The following is a 17090-nucleotide window of genomic DNA, read 5'->3' as shown; positions in this document are numbered from 1 at the left end:
GCACGCTCGCGGAGAAAGTCAGGCGGTGCCGGGGACCAGCCAGCGGCCGGAGAAGGCGCGCCAGCCGACGAATACCAGCCGCAGCACCATGAACGTCGACAGCCCGGCCCAGATGCCCAGCAGCCCCCAGCCGAAGGCCAGCGACAGCCAGATCAACGGCAGGAAACCGACCAGCGCGCTCACCAGCGTCGCGTTGCGCATGAAGGTCGCGTCGCCCGCCCCGAGCAGCACCCCGTCGAGTGCGAAAACGATTCCGGCGATCGGCAATTGGGCCACCATGAACCACCATGGCACACCGATCGCGTCGAGCACCGAGCGGTCGTCGGTGAACACGCTGGGAAACACCGACGCGCCGACCGCGAACACCACCGCCAGCACCCCGGCCGCCAGCGTCGAGAACACCGTGACCCGCCACGCCACCGTCTTCGCGTGTGCCAGCTGTCCCGCGCCCAGCGCCGCCCCGACCAGCGACTGCGCGGCGATCGCGAGCGAATCGAGCACCAGGGCAAGCAAATTCCACAGCTGCAGCACGACCTGGTGAGCTGCGACCGCGGCGGCGCCGAATCGGGCGGCGACGGCGCCCGCGGAGACGAAGCAGGCCTGAAAAGCCAACGTGCGCAACACCAAATCGCGCCCCATCACGACCTGCGCGCGCAACACCTCGGGCGCCAGACCCAACGGCGCCCGCTCGATCAGCAGCGCCCGCAAGAACAGCAGCGCCGCCAACCACTGCCCCACCAGATTGGCGACCGCCGACCCCGCCAGCTCGAGACGTGGCATGCCCAGCCACCCGTAGACCAGCAACGGGCACAGGACCGCCGACACCGCGAACCCCGTCACCACATACCGCAACGGCCGCACGGTGTCCTGCACGCCACGCATCCAGCCGTTGCCCGCCGCCGAGACCAGGATCGCCGGCACGCCGACGATCGCGATCCGCACCCAGGGCAGCGCCTCGCCGGCGATGTCGCCGCCGGCCGCCAACACCGACACCAGCGGCACCGCAAACGCTTGCACTGCAAGCACAATCACCATGCCGAGGCCCAGCGCTAGCCACGTCGCCTGCACCCCTTCACCCACCGCGGCGGCCCGATCGCCGGCGCCGAAGAAGCGCGCCGAGCGTGCGGTGGTGCCGTAGGACAGGAAGGTCATCTGCGAGCTGAGCGTGGCCAGGATCAGCGCGCCGATCGCCAACCCCGCCAGCGTCAGCGCGCCCAACCGGCCGACGACCGCCAGGTCGAACAGGAGGTAAAGAGGTTCTGCGGCCAGCACTCCCAGCGCGGGTAACGCGAGTCCGGCGATCCGGCGGCCGGTGACCGGCGACGGCGTCTCAGCCAAGAGCGGTGACGAGCGCCTCAACGACATCGTCGGCGGATCCGGTGGCCGAGTATCCGGCGGCCAACCGGTGCCCGCCACCGCCGAAGGCGCTGGCGACAGCGGAGATGTCGTAGTTCTTCGCCCGCATCGACACCGACCAGTGCGACGGCTCGATCTCCTTGAGCACCGCCGCGACCTCGGCCTGCTGCGTCGTGCGCACGATGTCGACGATGCTTTCCACTTCCTCCGGCCGCGCGCTTGCCCACTCTTGGTGTGACACAACGGCATACACCAGGCCGCGCCCATCGACCGCGTCGGGCAGCAGCTGCGCGGAGCCGAGCACCCGCGACAGCATCGGCAGCCACGCGAACGGATGGGTGTCGAGCAGGGCGCGGCTGATGGCGGCGTTGTCGACACCGATCTCGACGAGCCGGGCGGCCAGCCGATGCGCGCGGGGGGTGGCCCACCGGAAGGATCCGGTGTCGGTGGTCAGCCCCGCGTACAGGCAGTGCGCCACCCCGATGTCGATCGGCTTGCCCCACGCGTCGAGCAGATCTGCCACCAGCATCGTGGTGGAATCCGCCGACGCGTCGACGTAGTTGGCACTGCCGAACATCTGGTTCGACGCATGGTGGTCGATGACCAGCACCTCGCAGCCCCCGTCGGCGAGCTCACGCAGCGCCCCCAGCCGGTTGATACCGGGGATGTCGACCGTCACGACGAGGTCGGAGTCGCGGCGCATCTCGTCGGGACCGACCAGCAGGTGACCACCGGGCAGCGACTGCAACGACTCCGGCAACGCGGCCGGGGCGGCGAAGCTGACCTGTACCGCCTTGCCGGACTGGTCGAGCACCAGCGCCAGCGCCAGACCGGCGCCGATCGTGTCCGCATCGGGATAGACGTGGCAGACCACGCCGACGACCTCAGCCGCTGCCAGCAGGTCAGCGGCGCCGCGCGCATCGACGCGGACGCCCACCTCCGGAACGTCAGCCGTCTTGTCTATCGCGGTCACCGCTGTCCTCAGAGTCGTCCGGCTCCCCAGGAACTTCTTGGCCTTCTCCCCCAGGGACACGGTACGGGTCCGCCTCGCCGGCGGGTTTGGCACCCTGCCGAACTCTCGCCAAATCCTCGTCCGCGGCGCGGGCGCGGGCCAGCAGTTCCTCCATCCGGTGCGCGGTGTCGGGCACGGTGTCGCGCTCGAACGCCAGCGTCGGCGTGAACCGCACACCGAGACTGGCGCCGACCTTCGAGCGCAGCACGCCCTTGGCCTTCTCCAGCGCCGCCGCGGCACCCGCGTAGTCGGGCTCCTCGGTCAGCGACGTGCCCAACACCGTGTAGTACAGCGTGGCGTCGTGCAGATCGTTGGTGACCTTTGCGTCGGTGATCGTCACACCGGCCAGCCGTGGATCCTTGATCTCGTACTCGATCGCCGAGGCGACGATGGTGGAGATGCGCTTGGCCAGCCGGCGTGCTCGTGCCGGATCGGCCATTTAGGTGCGCTCTTTCTCGACCAGTTCGTACGTCTCGATGACGTCGCCTTCCTTGATGTCGGAGTAGGTCAGCGTCAGACCGCACTCGTAGCCCTCGCGGACCTCGGTGACGTCGTCCTTCTCCCGGCGCAGCGAGGACACGGTGAGGTTCTCGGCGACCACGACGCTGTCGCGCAGCAGCCGCGCCTTGGCGTTGCGGCGCATGATGCCGGATTGGACCAGGCAGCCGGCGATGTTGCCGACCTTCGACGACCGGAAGATCGCCCGGATCTCGGCGCGGCCGAGTTCCTTCTCCTCGTAGACCGGCTTGAGCATGCCCTTGAGCGCGCTCTCGATCTCGTCGATGGCCTGGTAGATCACCGAGTAGTAGCGGATCTCCACACCCTCGCGGTTGGCCAGCTCGGTGGCCTTGCCCTCGGCGCGGACGTTGAAGCCGATGATGATCGCATCCGACGCCGACGCCAGGTTGACGTTGGTCTCGGTGACGCCACCGACGCCGCGGTCGATGACGCGCAGTTCGACCTCGTCGTCGACCTGAATGCCCAGCAGGGCCTCCTCGAGCGCCTCGACCGTACCGGCGTTGTCGCCCTTGAGGATCAGGTTCAGCTGGCTGGTTTCCTTCAGCGCCGAATCCAGGTCCTCGAGGCTGATGCGCTTGCGGGTGCGGGCGGCCAGCGCGTTGCGCTTGCGCGCGCTGCGCCGGTCGGCGATCTGCCGGGCGATGCGGTCCTCGTCGACCACCAGGAAGTTGTCACCGGCACCGGGCACCGACGTGAAACCGATGACCTGCACCGGCCGCGACGGCAGCGCTTCGGTGACGTCCTCGCCGTGCTCGTCGACCATGCGACGGACGCGCCCGTAGGCGTCGCCGGCCACCACCGAGTCGCCCACCCGCAGCGTGCCGCGCTGGATCAGCACGGTCGCCACCGGGCCGCGACCGCGGTCCAGGTGCGCCTCGATGGCCACACCCTGGGCCTCCATGTCGGGGTTGGCCCGCAGGTCCAGCGACGCGTCGGCGGTCAGCACGACCGCCTCGAGCAGGTGCTCGATGTTGACGTTGTTCTTCGCCGAGATGTCGACGAACATCGTGTCGCCGCCGTACTCCTCGGGCACCAGGCCGTACTCGGTGAGCTGGCCACGGATCTTCGACGGATCCGCGCCCTCCTTGTCGATCTTGTTGACCGCCACCACGATCGGGACGTCGGCGGCCTGCGCGTGGTTGACCGCTTCCACCGTCTGCGGCATCACGCCGTCGTCGGCGGCGACCACCAGGATCGCGATGTCGGTCGCCTTGGCGCCGCGGGCACGCATGGCGGTGAACGCCTCGTGACCCGGGGTGTCGATGAAGGTGATCGGCCGTTCGGTGCCGTCGAGGTCGACCGCCACCTGGTAGGCGCCGATGTGCTGGGTGATGCCACCGGCCTCGCCCTCGCGGACGTTGGCCTGGCGGATGGTGTCCAGCAGTCGGGTCTTGCCGTGGTCGACGTGGCCCATGACGGTCACCACCGGCGGGCGGACCTCGAGGTCCTCCTCGCCGCCCTCGTCTTCGCCGTAGGTGAGGTCGAAGGACTCGAGCAGCTCGCGGTCCTCGTCCTCGGGCGAGACGACCTGGACTTTGTAGTTCATCTCGCTGCCGAGCAGTTCGAGGGTGTCGTCGCCGACCGACTGGGTGGCGGTGACCATCTCACCGAGGTTGAACAGCGCCTGCACCAGCGATGCCGGGTTGGCGTTGATCTTGTCGGCGAAGTCCGACAGCGACGCGCCGCGCGCCAGCCGGATGGTCTCGCCGTTGCCGTGCGGCAACCGCACGCCACCGACGACCGGAGCCTGCATGTTCTCGTATTCGGCGCGTTTGGCCCGCTTCGACTTGCGACCCCGCTTCGGCGCACCGCCGGGACGGCCGAACGCACCGGCCGCTCCGCCGCGCTGGCCGGGACGACCACCGCCGCCACCGGGACGACCTCGAAAACCTCCAGCGGCCGCTCCACCACCGCCGCCACCGGGGCCACCGGCCCCACCGCCGCGGTAGTTACCGCCACCGCCGCCGCCACCGCCGGGTCCGCCCGGACGACCGCCACCGCCGCCGGGACCACGGCCGCCGGGGCCGGGACGCGTGCCGCCGGGACGACCCATTGCGCCGGGTCGCGCGCCGGGCGGGCGCGGTGGCATGTTGCCGGGCGTGGCGCCGCCGGGGCGCGGGGCACCGGGACGTGGCGCACCGGGACCGGGCCGGGGGCCTTGGGGGCGCGGCATCGGCCGGTCGACCGGCTGCTGCGAGGAGAACGGGTTGTTCCCGACGCGCGGTACGCGCGGGGCCGGCTTGGGCGCGCTCGGCGCGGGGCCGGGTCGCGGGCCGGGGGTCGGACCGGGACGGGTCGGCGGCGCCGTCGGGGTCGCCGGAGGTGCGGCGGCGGACGGAGGCGGCGCGGCTTGTGCGGCCGGCGCGGCCGGGGTCTCCACGACCGGCGCTGCCGGCTTGGGCGCAGGCGCCTTCGCGGCAGGCTTCGGGGCGGTTCCGGCGCCCTTGGCGGCAGCGCCGTTGCCGTCGGCCTTGGCCTTCTCCGGCGCGGCCTTCCCGCCGCCGAATGATTCGCGCAACCGGCGCGCGACCGGGGCCTCCACGGTGGAGGACGCCGATTTGACGAATTCGCCCTGTTCGCGCAGTCGGGCGAGCACTTCCTTGCTGGTGACACCGAGTTCCTTGGCCAACTCGTGTACACGGGCCTTACCTGCCACTACTTCTCCATCTCTAGAGGCGTCAGCGGTGGTAGGCGCCGCGCCTCGGGTTAGCTATGACGCATGGTCATCGGGACTTCACGGTGTGCTCATGTTCTTCGCTACCTGTTCTCTTGCCGGGCGTGTCGGGCGCTTCCGCGCTGCTCACAGCGCTGACGTGCTCGACCACCGCGGTTACGTCCGGTGAACCGGTGATGCGCAACGCTCGAACGAACACTCGCCGTCGAATTGCTGCGTCGAGGCACTGTGGATCGGGATGCAGCCACGCACCCCGCCCCGGCAGCGTTCTCGCTGAGTCAACGGTCACGGCGCTGGGACCGTTCCCGGACCCGACTGCGACCACACGAAGCAGTTCGACGGCCAGCTCTCGCTTCCGGCAGCCGACGCACGTCCGCACCGGCCCGACAGGGGTGTCGGGGCTGCGTTGATGCGCTGAAGCCGAAGTCTCGCGCTGGATCACAGCTGAGTCTACCGTCCCCGATGCGCCGAACCGAACCGGCTGTGCAGGTCGGTGGCGTCAGCGGTCGCGGACCGCCCCGTGCGCCGCGTCCGCGCCCGGTTCGGCCTTGCCCGTGGGCGCCGCGTCGCTGCGGATATCGATGCGCCACCCGGTCAGCCGGGCCGCCAGCCGGGCGTTCTGCCCCTCCTTACCGATGGCCAGCGAGAGCTGGAAGTCGGGCACGACGACGCGCGCCGCGCGGGCCGCCTCGTCGATGACGGTCACCGAGACGACCTTGGCCGGCGACAGGGCGTTGGCCACGAACTTCGCCGGGTCCGGGTCATAGTCGATGATGTCGATCTTCTCCCCGGACAACTCGCTCATCACGTTGCGCACACGCTGTCCCATCGGCCCGATGCACGCCCCCTTGGCGTTGAGGCCGGGCACCCGGGAGGTGACCGCGATCTTCGAGCGGTGGCCCGCCTCGCGGGCGACGGCGGCGATCTCCACCGACCCGTCGTTGATCTCGGGCACCTCCAGCGAGAACAGCTTTCGGACCAGGTTCGGGTGGGTGCGCGACAGCGTGATCAACGGTTCGCGGGCGCCGCGGGTGACGCCGACGACGTAGCAGCGCAGCCGGTCGCCGTGTTCGTAGCGCTCGCCGGGGACCTGTTCGGCGGCGGGGATGACGCCCTCGGAGCCCTTGGTCTCGCTGCCCATCCGCACCACGACCAGGCCGCGGGCGTTGGCCCGCGCGTCGCGTTGGATCACGCCCCCGACGATGTCTCCTTCGCGCGCGGAGAACTCGCCGTAGGTCTTCTCGTTCTCCGCGTCGCGGAACCGCTGCAGCATCACCTGGCGCGCGGTCGTGGCGGCGACGCGGCCGAACCCCTCCGGGGTGTCGTCCCACTCGCTGATCTGGTTGCCGTCCTCGTCGAGTTCGGTGGCGATCACCTTGACCTCGCCGGTCTTGCGATCGATCTCGATACGCGCCTCGGCCGCGTGTCCCTCGGTGTGCCGGTAGGCGGTCAGCAGGGCGGACTTGATGGTCTCGACCAGTTCGCCCACCGGGATGCCCCGGTCCACCTCGATGGCGTGCAGCGCTGCCATGTCGATGTTCACGCGTCAGCCCTCCTTCCCAGATTGACCGACCAGCTCCAGCTCTCGCGGATTGGGAGGCGAGAAATCCACTTGCACAATGGCTTTGATGATTCCGTCCAGGGGGAATTCACGAACGGTGAAGTTCGGCTGGCGGCCCTCGCGGACCACCAATCGCACGAGCCCGCCGTGGATTTCGCCGAGCCGGCCGGAAACCTGCGACCCGTCCGACAGCGTCAGTTCCACCTTGCGGCCACGGGCGCGGCGGTAGTGCTTCTCGGTGGTCAGCGGCCGGTCGACACCGGGCGAGGTGACCTCGAGGACGTAGGGCGCCGCGCCGGTGTCGACCTCGTCCAGAAGCATCGACGCCGACCGGGACAACTCGGCGATCGCGTCGAGGTCCAGACCACCGTCCGCGTCGGCGACCACGGTGATTCGCGGTGGCCGCGCGGCGGCATCGACGATGACGTCCTCAATTTCGTAACCCGCGCGCGCGAACTGGTCGTCGAGTAGCTCGATCACCTGTTCCTGCGACGGCAATCCCGCAGAACGCTCCGTCACGGCGAGCTCCTCATCTTGAGTTGTCCGGACCTGATTCCTCGCGGCACAACCTTGGAACCAACTCCCCACGATACGCCAGCGCCGCCGCTCCAATCGCCAAACTCGCACCGGGGCGGCCAGACCCCAATGGCAAGATATTGCTCGTGCCGAGCCCCCCGCCGACCGTCAGCAGGCGACGCGTACTGACTTCCGCGGCGGCGCTCGCGCTGTTCGGTGCGACCGCGGCCGGGTGCGGGTCGCCGCCACCGCCTCCGGAGGTCGACGAGCTCGCCGCACAGCTCGAGCGCGCCCGCACCGACAGCCAGTTGGCCACCGACGCCGCCGCCGAGGAGCGCGGGCCGATCGCCCAGGCGCTGACCGCGGTGGCCGCCGAGCGGTCGGCGCACGCGCAGGCCCTGTCCGACGAGTTGGTCCGTATGCGCGGCGCGCAAGCGCCCACCGCGACACCGACCAGCACCACCGCCGAACCGGCCAAGCCGCCCACCGCCAAGGACGCCGTCAACGCGTTGCGCGCGTCGGCGGAAAGCGCCGCCGAGTTGGCGGCCCAGCTGACGGGCTACCGCGCGGGGCTGGTCGCGTCGATCGCGGCGGCCTGCACCGCGGCGTACACCGTCGCCCTCGTGCCACCCGGGAGGCCGCGATGACGTCGGCCGAACCCACCGTTCCGGCCCGCCCGCCGAACGCCGCCGACGGAGCGCTGTTCGACGCGGTCGCGACCGAGCACGCCACCATCTACGGCTACGGCATCGTGTCGGCCCACTCGACGCCCGACGACAACGACCTCGTCGCCAAGGCGATGGCCGAGCACCGCGAACGCCGCGAGGCCGGGCTGGCCATGCTGGGCGACCGGTCAATCGAGGGACCGCTGCCCGCGGCGGGATATCAGCTCCCGATGAAGGTCGAGACCCCCACCGACGCCGCCAAGCTCGCGCTGCGAATGGAGGAGGACGCCGCCGTCGCGTGGCGCGCGGTCGTCGAGCAGGCCACCACCGAGCAGGACCGTGCGTTCGGCGTGGTGGCGCTCTCGCAGTGCGCGGTGATGGCCGCCCGCTGGAGCCGCGTCCTCGGCGTCTCCCCCGTCACCGTCGCGTTCCCCGGCGGCAACGAGTAGGCCCGCAGCCGCCGAGCGCTCAAGAGGTGAGCGCGGTCGCGATGTCGGAAGCCGCAGTGCCCACGGCGATCTCGCGGGTTTCGCCGGAGAACCGGTTGCGCAATTCGACCACACCGTCGGCCCAGCCGCGGCCCACGACCACGATCCACGGCACGCCGAGCAGTTCGGCGTCCTTGAACTTCACCCCCGGCGAGGCGGTCCGGTCGTCGAGCAGCACGTCGACGCCCAGCCGGTCCAGTTCGCCGGCCAACTCCAGGGCGCCGGCGCGCGCGGCGTCGTCCTTGTTCGCGATCACCAGGTGGACGTCGAACGGCGACACCGACGACGGCCAGCGCAGCCCGATGTCGTCATGGTGCTGTTCAGCGATCACCGCGACGAGGCGCGACACCCCGATACCGTAGGAGCCCATCGTCAACCGCACCGGCTTGCCGTTCTCGCCGAGCACATCCGCCTCGAACGCGTCGGTGTACTTGCGGCCCAGCTGGAAGATGTGGCCGATCTCGATGCCGCGCGCCGACACCAGCGGTCCGGCCCCGTCCGGGGACGGGTCCCCGTCGCGCACCTCCGCGGCCTCGATGGTGCCGTCGGCGACGAAATCCCGCCCGGCGACCAGGCCGACGACGTGCCTGCCCGGCTCGTCGGCGCCGGTGATCCACGACGTGCCGTCGACCACCCGCGGGTCGACCAGGTAGCGAACTCCGTTGGCCAGCAACGCTTTCGGGCCGATGTAGCCTTTGGCGAGGAACGGGTACTTCGCGAAGTCGGCGTCGTCGAGCAGCGCGTACTCGGCCGGTTCGAGCGCGGCGCCCAGACGCTTGTCGTCGACCTCGCGGTCACCGGGAACACCGATGCCCAGCAGTTCCCACTCGCCGCCGGGCAGACGGGTCTTGAGCATCACGTTCTTCAGGGTGTCGGCCGCGGTCACGTCCCGGTCCAGCGCGCTGTTGGCCCAGTCGACCAGCGTGGCGATCGTCGGGGTTCCGGGAGTGTCGTACACCTTGGCCTCGGGTTGGCCGTCGATCGGCACAGCGCCGGGCCTGGCCGTCGGTACCGCTTCGACGTTCGCGGCGTATCCGGACTCGAGGCACCGCACAAACGTGTCCTCGCCGATGTCGCTCTCGGCGAGGAACTCCTCGGACGCGCTGCCGCCCATCGCGCCGGACATCGCCGAGACGATGACGTAGCGCACGCCCAGCGTGTCGAAGATCCGCTGGTATGCCTGCCGGTGCGCCAGATACTGGGCCTTCAGGCCGTCGTCGGACGTGTCGAACGAGTACGAGTCCTTCATGACGAACTCACGTCCGCGCAGGATGCCGGCCCGCGGCCGGGCCTCGTCGCGGTACTTGGTCTGGATCTGGAACAGCAGCAGCGGGAAGTCCTTGTAGCTGCTGTACTCCCCCTTCACCGTCATGGTGAAGAACTCCTCGTGCGTCGGCCCCAGCATGTAGTCGCTGCCGCGGCGGTCCTGTAGCCGGAAGACGCCGTCGCCGTATTCGGTCCAGCGGTTGGTGGTCTCGTACGGGGCCTTCGGCAGCAGCGCCGGGAACAGGATCTCCTGCCCGCCGATCGCGGTCATCTCGGCGCGCACGACGTTCTCGATCTTGCGCAGCACGCGCAGCCCGAGCGGCAGCCAGCTGTACAGCCCCGGCCCGATGGGCCGGATGTAGCCGGCGCGGATCAGCAGTTTGTGGCTGGGCACCTCGGCGTCGGCCGGGTCGTCACGCAGCGTGCGCAGGAACAGCTCCGACATGCGGGTGATCACAGGCGATCACCTTACTGATGCGCCTACAGCTCGCCTGCCTCCACCGCCTCGCGGGTGTGCTGCGCCCTGGCGATCTGGCGCGCCGTGAAGCCGATCCAGAATGCGACGACACCGACGATCACCGCGACGCCCGCCACCCACAGCAGCGAGTAGGTGTAACCGGCGCCCAGCGCGTCGAGTTGGGCGGGCGTCATGTCCTTCACCGGGCCGGTGGTGCCGCCGAGATACAGCGTGCGCGACGTCTGCACGGCCTGGATGACGACGAGCACCACCGGCCCGCCGAGGTTCTGCACCATCAGCGTGATCGATGCGACGGGGCCGATCTCGCGCGGGCCGACCTCGGCGACCGCGCACAGCGGGAGTATCACCGCGATCGCGCCGATGCCGAAGCCGCCGATGACGATGGGCGCGAACAGGTCCGGGAAGTACGGGATGTGCCGATCCAACGTCGAGCCGTACAGCATCGCGCCGAGCACGAACACCCCCGCGCCGATGACCAGCCAGCGCGGCGCCACCAGCGGGGCCAACCGGGCGGCGACCGCGGTGCCCACGCCGAAAGCGAGCGCGAACGGGATGAAGCAGATCCCCGCCCGCAGCGCGGAGTAGCCGAGCACGTCCTGCACCAGCAGCCCGATCATCACGGTCAGCGTCAGCAGCACGCCGCCGGCGAGGAACAGCGCGATGAACGTCATCACCCGGTTGCGGTTGTCGAACACCGAGAACGGCACGATCGGGTGCTCGGCGGTGCGCTCGACGATCAAGAAGGCGATGAAGAACAGCGCCGACGCGACGCCCCCGCCGATCACCCACGGGTCGACCCAGCCGCGTGGCGGTCCCTGGGTGAACACGAACACCGCCGACGCGCAGCCCAGCGTGGCCAGCAGTGCGCCGGTGACATCGAGCTTGAGCCGCTCGTGGTGCGTCTCGGCGAGCCGGGTGACCGCGATGGCGATGATGACGATGCCGATCGGGATGTTGATGAGAAACGCCAGCCGCCAGGAGATCACCGTCAGCGCACCGCCGAGCACCAGACCGAGCACCGAGCCGATGCCCTGCATGGCCGCCGACACCGCCAGCGCGCGGTTACGGGCCTGGCCGACCGCGTACGTCGTGGCGATCAGCGCCAGCCCCGTCGGCGCGGACACCGCCGCGCCGATGCCCTGCACCGCGCGGGCCGCGATCAGCGTGGTCGGATCGGTCGCCAACCCGCACACCAGAGAGGCGATGGTGAAGACACCGACACCGGACAGGAACGCGCGCTTGTGGCCGATTGCGTCGCCGACGCGCCCGCCGAGCAGCAGCAGACCGCCGAACGCCAGCACGTAGGCGGTGATCACCCAGCTCTTGCTCGCGTCGGTGAGGCCGAGTTCGGCCTGCATGCGCGGCAGCGCGACGATGACGATGGTGCCGTCGAGCGTCGACATCAGCTGCATGCCGGTGATCGCGAAGATCGCCGGGCCGAGCACGGATGACGCGAGGGGCGCGGACGCCGGCCCGGAAGACGAGGTGACGCGATCCGTCGACTCCGAGGAACCACCGACCGCAGACATGGACAGCCAGCCTACCGAGAAGTGATCCCGGCGTGGTCAGGGTCGGGTTACAGCTCGCCCTGGCTCAATGTCGAGCTAAAGCTCTCCCTGATCGATGGCGTCCTTGACTTCCTGCGCGTGCGCCACCTGCGAGGCGGTGTAGCCGATGAACAGCGACACGCAGCCGACGATGACCGCGACCGCGGCCACCCACAGCAAGCCGTAGGTGTAGCCCTGGTCCAGGGCGTGCAGCTGCGCGGCGTTCATGTCCTTGACCGGACCGTTGGTGCCGCCCAGATACAGCGTGCGCGAAGTGATCACGGCCTGGACGACCGCGAGCACGACGGGCCCGCCGAGGTTCTGCAGCATCAGCGCGATGGCCGACACCGGGCCGATCTGGTCGAAGCCCACACCGGCGATCGCCGACAGCATCAGCGGCACCACGATCATGCCGATGCCCATGCCGCCCACCGTGATAGGCAGAACCAGGTTCGGGAAGTACGGGATGTCGGCGTCCAGCGTCGACCCGTAGATCATCGCCCCGAGCACCAGCACGCCTCCGGCGATCACCAGCAATCGCGGCGGGAACCTCTGCACCAACTGCGACGACAGGCCGAGGCCGATACCCAGCGCGATGACGAACGGGATGAACCCGATGCCTGCCCGAAGCGGGCTGTAGCCCATGATATCCTGGACATACAGGCCGATGAGCACGGTCAGCGTGAACATCACGCCGCCGGCAAGGAACACCGCCGCGAATGTCGCTACGCGGTTGCGGTCCTTGAACAGGTCGAACGGCATCACCGGGTTGTCGGCCGTGCGCTCGACGTAGAGGAAGGCGAGCAGGAACGTCCCGGCGGCCAGCCCCGAACCGAGCGTGACCGGCGACAGCCACCCCTGCTCGGGCCCCATCGAGAAGCCGAACACCGCGGCCGTGCAACCGAGGGTGGCCAGGATGGCACCGGTGGCGTCCAGCTTGAGCCGCTCGCGGTGCGTCTCGCGCAGCGTCTTGCGGGCCAGGTGGATCATCAGCAGCCCGATCGGGATGTTGATCAGGAACGCCCACCGCCAGGACACCTCGGTCAGCGCGCCGCCGACGATCAGGCCCATCACCGAGCCGACGCCGGTCATCGCGGCGAAGATCGCGGTGGCCGCGTTGCGGGCCGGGCCCTTCGGGAACGTCGTCGCGATCAGCGCGAGAGCGGTCGGTGACGCGATCGCCGCGCCGACGCCCTGCAGCAACCGGGCGGTCACCAGCGTGGCCTCGTTCCAGGCGAGCCCGCACAGGACCGAGGCGATGGTGAACAGCGCGACGCCGACGATGAAGGTCCGCTTGCGCCCGATCGTGTCGCCCAGTCGGCCGCCGAGCAGCATCAGCCCGCCGAAGGTCAGCACGTAGGCGGTGATGACCCAGCTGCGGCCGGCGTCGGACAGGCTCAGCTCGTCCTGGATCTTAGGAAGGGCGACGATGGCGACGGTGCTGTCCATGGTGGCGAGCAGCTGCATGCCGCCGATCGCGATGACCGCGGCGATGAACCGCCGCGACGGCAACCAGGCCGGGTACCTGCTGGTCCGCTGCGCCGCGGACCGCACAGCACGGTCCTGGAAGTGCGACGGTGACGAACGGTTTGCCCCACCCTCGGCGTCACGGCGCATGGCAGCACGCTCTGCGTCATTGAGAGCCGTCATGCGGGTTACCTTACAGTAATCTTAAGAATCCTTTAACCGCCGAAGGCGGCGACGGGCCCGATCACGATGATCGCCGGGGGCCGGATTCCGTCCTCCCGAATGCGCTCCGCGGCGTTGGCGAGCGTTGCTCGCAAAGTCCGCTGTGCGGCCGTCGTACCGTGCTGGACCACGAGCACCGGTGTATCCGCTGGTCGGCCGCCCTCGAGTAGTGCCTTGGCGAAAAGCTCGATGCGTTCGACCGCCATCAGCAACACGATGGTGCCGGAAAGCGCGGCCAGGGCATTCCAATTCACTAACGATTCGGGATGGTCGGGCGCAACGTGGCCGCTGACCACGACGAACTCGTGCGTCACATGCCGATGCGTGACCGGAACGCCCGCCAGCGCGGGCACCCCTATGGCACTCGTCACACCCGGCACGACCGTCACCGGGATCCCCGCCTCGGCGCACGCGAGCACCTCTTCGTAGCCACGCGCGAAGACGAACGGGTCGCCACCCTTGAGCCGCACCACGAACTTCCCGGCCTTGGCGCGTTCGACGAGCACGTCGTTGATCGCGTCCTGTGCCATTGCGCGGCCGTACGGGATCTTGGCGGCGTCGATGACCTCGACGTGCGGAGGCAGTTCGGCAAGTAGTTCGGCAGGTGCCAGCCGGTCGGCGACGACGACGTCGGCGTTGGCCAGCAGCCGGCGGCCGCGCACGGTGATCAGCTCCGGATCGCCCGGTCCGCCGCCGACGAGCGCGACGCCGCCGGGGACCACGCCCGGGGTCGCCTTGTCGTCCTGCGCGATCAGCCCCTGCTGCAGCGCCTCGTGGATCGCCGAGCGGATCGCCGCCGAGCGCCGGTGCTCGCCGCCGGCCAGCACGCCGACCGACAGGCCCTCGTAGTCGAACGACGCCGGTGTCACCGCGGTGCCCTCGCGGGCCACGTCGGCGCGAACACAGAAGATGTGGCGGCGTTCCGCCTCGGCCACGATGGCGGCGTTGACCGCCGGATCGTCGGTGGCCGCGATCGCATACCAGGCGCCTTCCAGGTCGCCGTCGCGAAACTCCCTGAGTTGCAGTGTGATTCCGGTCATAGCCTCGACGGCGGGGGTGGCCTCGCGGGTGATGACGTGGACGTCCGCGCCGTTGGCGACCAGCAGCGGCAGCCGGCGCTGGGCCACGGTGCCGCCGCCGACGACGACAACCTTCTTGCCGGCCAGCCGCAGGCCGACGAGGTAGGCGTTCTCGGTCACCCGGCGAGCTTAGAGGGTGCCATCGCCGGTCACCCGGCGAGCGTGGAAGATGCGGCCGCACCCACGAAGCGGGAGATGGCGCGGGCGTGCGCGGCCGGGTGGATGTGCAGATAGCCGGCGTGCACGCCGCCCTCCACCGCCCCGTCGGACCGGCGGCTGGTGTCGCGGCCGCTGAAGACCCACGCCGGTGGGTAGTCCCCGGTGAATGTGACTGCGGTGCGGTGGAATTCGTGACCCATCGTGCGGTCGCCGATCGAATGCATCGGCGAGTCGGCGACGACGATCGCCTCGCGGTAGCCCAGCGTGAGTCGATCGGTGAAGCGCGCCGAAGCGGACAGCACACCGCACATCGGGTGGCCGTCGAGGTCGTCGACGAGGTAGGTCAGGCCGGCGCATTCGGCGTGCACGGGTGCGCCGGTCGCGGCCAGTTCCTTGATCTGAGCACGCACGACGTCGTTGGCCGACAGTTCGGCGACGAACTCCTCGGGGAAGCCGCCCGGCAGGACAAGGGCCGACGTGCCGGGCGGCAGCGGATCGGCCAGCGGGTCGAACTCGGCCACCTCGGCGCCTGCCGCGGTGAGCACTTCGCGGTGTTCGGCATAGCCGAAACTGAACGCCTTGCCCGACGCCAGCGCCACCGTGGCGTGGCCGTCGGTTCGTGTGGTGCACGCGGCCGGGTCCCACGCTTCGTCGGCGACGCTGCTGCGCGCCAGCCCGGCGATGCCGACCAGGTCGACGTGGCGCCCGACGAGTGCGGTCATCGCCTCGACCGCCGCGCGCGCCCGGGCGCCGTGCTCGACGGCGGTGATCAGGCCGAGATGCCTCGAGGGAACGGATAATTCGTCGGTTCGCGGGATCGCGCCGAAGATCGGGACGCCGGCCTGCTCACACGCCTGGCGCAGCACCTCCTCGTGGCGGTGCGAGCCGACGCGGTTGAGAACCACCCCGGCGATGCGCACCGCCGGATCGAACGTCGAGAAGCCGTGCAGCAGTGCACCGATGCTGTGGCTTTGACCGCGCGCATCGACGACCAGGACGACCGGCGCGCCCAGCAGCGTGGCGACGTGCGCGGTGGAGCCGAACGCGGTGCCCACCGTCTCGTCGGTGATCCGCCCGTCGAACAGGCCCATCACGCCCTCGATGACGGCGATGTCGGCGTTGGCGCTGCCGTGCCGGTACAGCGGGCCGATCAGGTGTTCGCCCGCCAGCACCGGGTCGAGGTTGCGGCCCGGCCGTCGCGTCGCCAGCGCGTGGTAGCCGGGGTCGATGAAGTCGGGGCCGACCTTGAACGGCGCGACGGCCCGGCCCGCCCGCCGCAGCGCACCCATCAGGCCCGTCGCGACGGTGGTCTTCCCGCAGCCCGACGCGGGCGCGGCGATCACGACGCCGGGCGTGCTCATCGCTCTCTTCGCATCGGCCCGCGCTCGTTCCGCGGGCGTGCGTGAAGTGCTGCTTTTCTGCGGCGTGTCGTGTGCAAACAAGCACGCTCGCGCAAATGGGTGGTCACCACTCGATGCCCTTCTGGCCCTTGCGGCCGACGTCCATCGGGTGCTTGACCTTCGTCATCTCGGTGACCAGATCGGCGGCGTCGAGCAGGGCCTGCGGGGCGTCGCGGCCGGTGATGACGACATGCTGCGTGCCGGGGCGCGAGCCCAGCATCTCGACGACCTCGTCGACGTCCACCCACCCCCACTTCAGCGGGTAGGTGAACTCGTCGAGCACGTAGAAGTCGTGGCGCTCGTCGGCCAGGCGCCGCGAGATCTCCGCCCACCCGTCGGCCGCCGCCGCGGCGTGGTCGACCTCGCTGCCGTGCTTGCGCGACCACGACCAGCCCGAGCCCATCTTGTGCCACTCCACGTGGCCGCCCACGCCGTGCTCGTCGTGCAGGCCGCCGAGCTCACGAAAGACCGCCTCCTCGCCCACCTTCCACTTGGCGCTCTTGACGAACTGGAACACGGCGATGTCGAACCCCTGGTTCCAGGCCCGCAACGCCATGCCGAACGCCGCCGTCGACTTTCCCTTGCCCGCGCCGGTGTGCACGGCGAGCAGCGGCGCGTTGCGGCGCGCGCGGGTGGTCAAGCCGTCGTCGGGAACGGTGAGCGGCTGGCCCTGCGGCATAC

At 70.2% G+C, this 17090-nt stretch carries 15 protein-coding genes; 2 read left to right on the top strand and 13 right to left on the bottom strand.

Annotated elements, in window-relative coordinates; genetic code table 11:
- Positions 1-18 precede the first annotated feature (18 nt).
- The 7 genes from ABGB19_RS03895 to rimP form a co-directional block, all read right to left on the bottom strand.
- On the bottom strand, positions 19-1365 hold the full coding sequence (locus ABGB19_RS03895) for an MATE family efflux transporter (RefSeq protein ID WP_347684178.1): 1347 nt from the start codon (positions 1363-1365) through the stop codon (positions 19-21).
- Positions 1331-2329: a bifunctional oligoribonuclease/PAP phosphatase NrnA gene (locus ABGB19_RS03890; RefSeq protein ID WP_347684176.1), complete on the bottom strand. Its 999-nt coding sequence runs from the start codon at positions 2327-2329 to the stop codon at positions 1331-1333. Before ABGB19_RS03890 ends, ABGB19_RS03895 begins: the two co-directional genes overlap by 35 nt.
- Positions 2304-2807, bottom strand: a complete 504-nt coding sequence (rbfA, locus tag ABGB19_RS03885) for a 30S ribosome-binding factor RbfA (RefSeq protein ID WP_347684174.1) — start codon at positions 2805-2807, stop codon at positions 2304-2306. The genes ABGB19_RS03890 and rbfA overlap by 26 nt, the downstream gene beginning before the upstream one ends.
- Positions 2808-5543 (bottom strand): translation initiation factor IF-2, encoded by a 2736-nt coding sequence (infB, locus tag ABGB19_RS03880; RefSeq protein WP_347684172.1) that lies wholly within the window; start codon positions 5541-5543, stop codon positions 2808-2810. It lies immediately after the preceding gene.
- 67 nt (positions 5544-5610) lie between these two features.
- A complete protein-coding gene (locus ABGB19_RS03875; RefSeq protein ID WP_347684170.1) occupies positions 5611-6003 on the bottom strand; it encodes a YlxR family protein in 393 nt (130 codons plus the stop codon).
- 57 nt (positions 6004-6060) lie between these two features.
- Positions 6061-7104, bottom strand: coding sequence for a transcription termination factor NusA (gene nusA / locus ABGB19_RS03870; protein WP_347684168.1), 1044 nt, complete (start codon positions 7102-7104; stop codon positions 6061-6063).
- Positions 7105-7107: 3 nt separating this feature from the next.
- Complete coding sequence (gene rimP, locus ABGB19_RS03865; protein ID WP_347684166.1) at positions 7108-7641, bottom strand: ribosome maturation factor RimP; 534 nt, start codon at positions 7639-7641, stop codon at positions 7108-7110.
- Between the two features lie 134 nt (positions 7642-7775).
- Here rimP and ABGB19_RS03860 point away from each other — a divergent pair, with 134 nt between their 5' ends.
- Both ABGB19_RS03860 and ABGB19_RS03855 read left to right on the top strand, forming a co-directional pair.
- Positions 7776-8285, top strand: a complete 510-nt coding sequence (locus ABGB19_RS03860; RefSeq protein ID WP_347684712.1) for a hypothetical protein — start codon at positions 7776-7778, stop codon at positions 8283-8285.
- A complete protein-coding gene (locus ABGB19_RS03855) occupies positions 8282-8752 on the top strand; it encodes a ferritin-like domain-containing protein (protein ID WP_347684164.1) in 471 nt (156 codons plus the stop codon). The genes ABGB19_RS03860 and ABGB19_RS03855 overlap by 4 nt, the downstream gene beginning before the upstream one ends.
- Before the next feature lie 19 nt (positions 8753-8771).
- Here ABGB19_RS03855 and ABGB19_RS03850 read toward each other — a convergent pair whose 3' ends face one another.
- The 6 genes from ABGB19_RS03850 to cobO form a co-directional block, all read right to left on the bottom strand.
- On the bottom strand, positions 8772-10514 hold the full coding sequence (locus tag ABGB19_RS03850) for a proline--tRNA ligase (protein WP_347684162.1): 1743 nt from the start codon (positions 10512-10514) through the stop codon (positions 8772-8774).
- 23 nt (positions 10515-10537) lie between these two features.
- Positions 10538-12064, bottom strand: coding sequence for an MFS transporter (locus ABGB19_RS03845; protein WP_347684160.1), 1527 nt, complete (start codon positions 12062-12064; stop codon positions 10538-10540).
- 75 nt (positions 12065-12139) lie between these two features.
- Entirely contained in the window at positions 12140-13732 is a 1593-nt protein-coding gene (locus ABGB19_RS03840) for an MFS transporter (RefSeq protein ID WP_347684159.1), read from the bottom strand.
- A 32-nt stretch (positions 13733-13764) separates the two neighbouring features.
- On the bottom strand, positions 13765-14970 hold the full coding sequence (cobA, locus tag ABGB19_RS03835; protein ID WP_347684157.1) for a uroporphyrinogen-III C-methyltransferase: 1206 nt from the start codon (positions 14968-14970) through the stop codon (positions 13765-13767).
- Between the two features lie 29 nt (positions 14971-14999).
- Positions 15000-16370, bottom strand: a complete 1371-nt coding sequence (locus tag ABGB19_RS03830) for a cobyrinate a,c-diamide synthase (protein WP_347684155.1) — start codon at positions 16368-16370, stop codon at positions 15000-15002.
- Positions 16371-16473: 103 nt separating this feature from the next.
- Positions 16474-17088: a cob(I)yrinic acid a,c-diamide adenosyltransferase gene (cobO, locus tag ABGB19_RS03825; RefSeq protein ID WP_347684153.1), complete on the bottom strand. Its 615-nt coding sequence runs from the start codon at positions 17086-17088 to the stop codon at positions 16474-16476.
- Between the last annotated feature and the right edge of the window lie 2 nt (positions 17089-17090).

This window comes from Mycobacterium sp. B14F4 (assembly GCF_039871645.1).
Taxonomy (GTDB): Bacteria; Actinomycetota; Actinomycetes; order Mycobacteriales; family Mycobacteriaceae; genus Mycobacterium.
This window is presented reverse-complemented; position numbering and strand designations above follow the sequence as displayed.

Excerpts from the sequence above, each read along its gene's own strand:
- ABGB19_RS03895 (WP_347684178.1), bottom strand. The coding sequence starts at position 1,365 with ATGTCGTTGAGGCGCTCGTCACCGCTCTTGGCTGAGACGCCGTCGCCG.
- rbfA (WP_347684174.1), bottom strand. The coding sequence starts at position 2,807 with ATGGCCGATCCGGCACGAGCACGCCGGCTGGCCAAGCGCATCTCCACC.
- ABGB19_RS03855 (WP_347684164.1), top strand. The coding sequence starts at position 8,282 with ATGACGTCGGCCGAACCCACCGTTCCGGCCCGCCCGCCGAACGCCGCC.
- ABGB19_RS03845 (WP_347684160.1), bottom strand. The coding sequence starts at position 12,064 with ATGTCTGCGGTCGGTGGTTCCTCGGAGTCGACGGATCGCGTCACCTCG.
- ABGB19_RS03840 (WP_347684159.1), bottom strand. The coding sequence starts at position 13,732 with ATGACGGCTCTCAATGACGCAGAGCGTGCTGCCATGCGCCGTGACGCC.
- ABGB19_RS03830 (WP_347684155.1), bottom strand. The coding sequence starts at position 16,370 with ATGAGCACGCCCGGCGTCGTGATCGCCGCGCCCGCGTCGGGCTGCGGG.
- cobO (WP_347684153.1), bottom strand. The coding sequence starts at position 17,088 with ATGCCGCAGGGCCAGCCGCTCACCGTTCCCGACGACGGCTTGACCACC.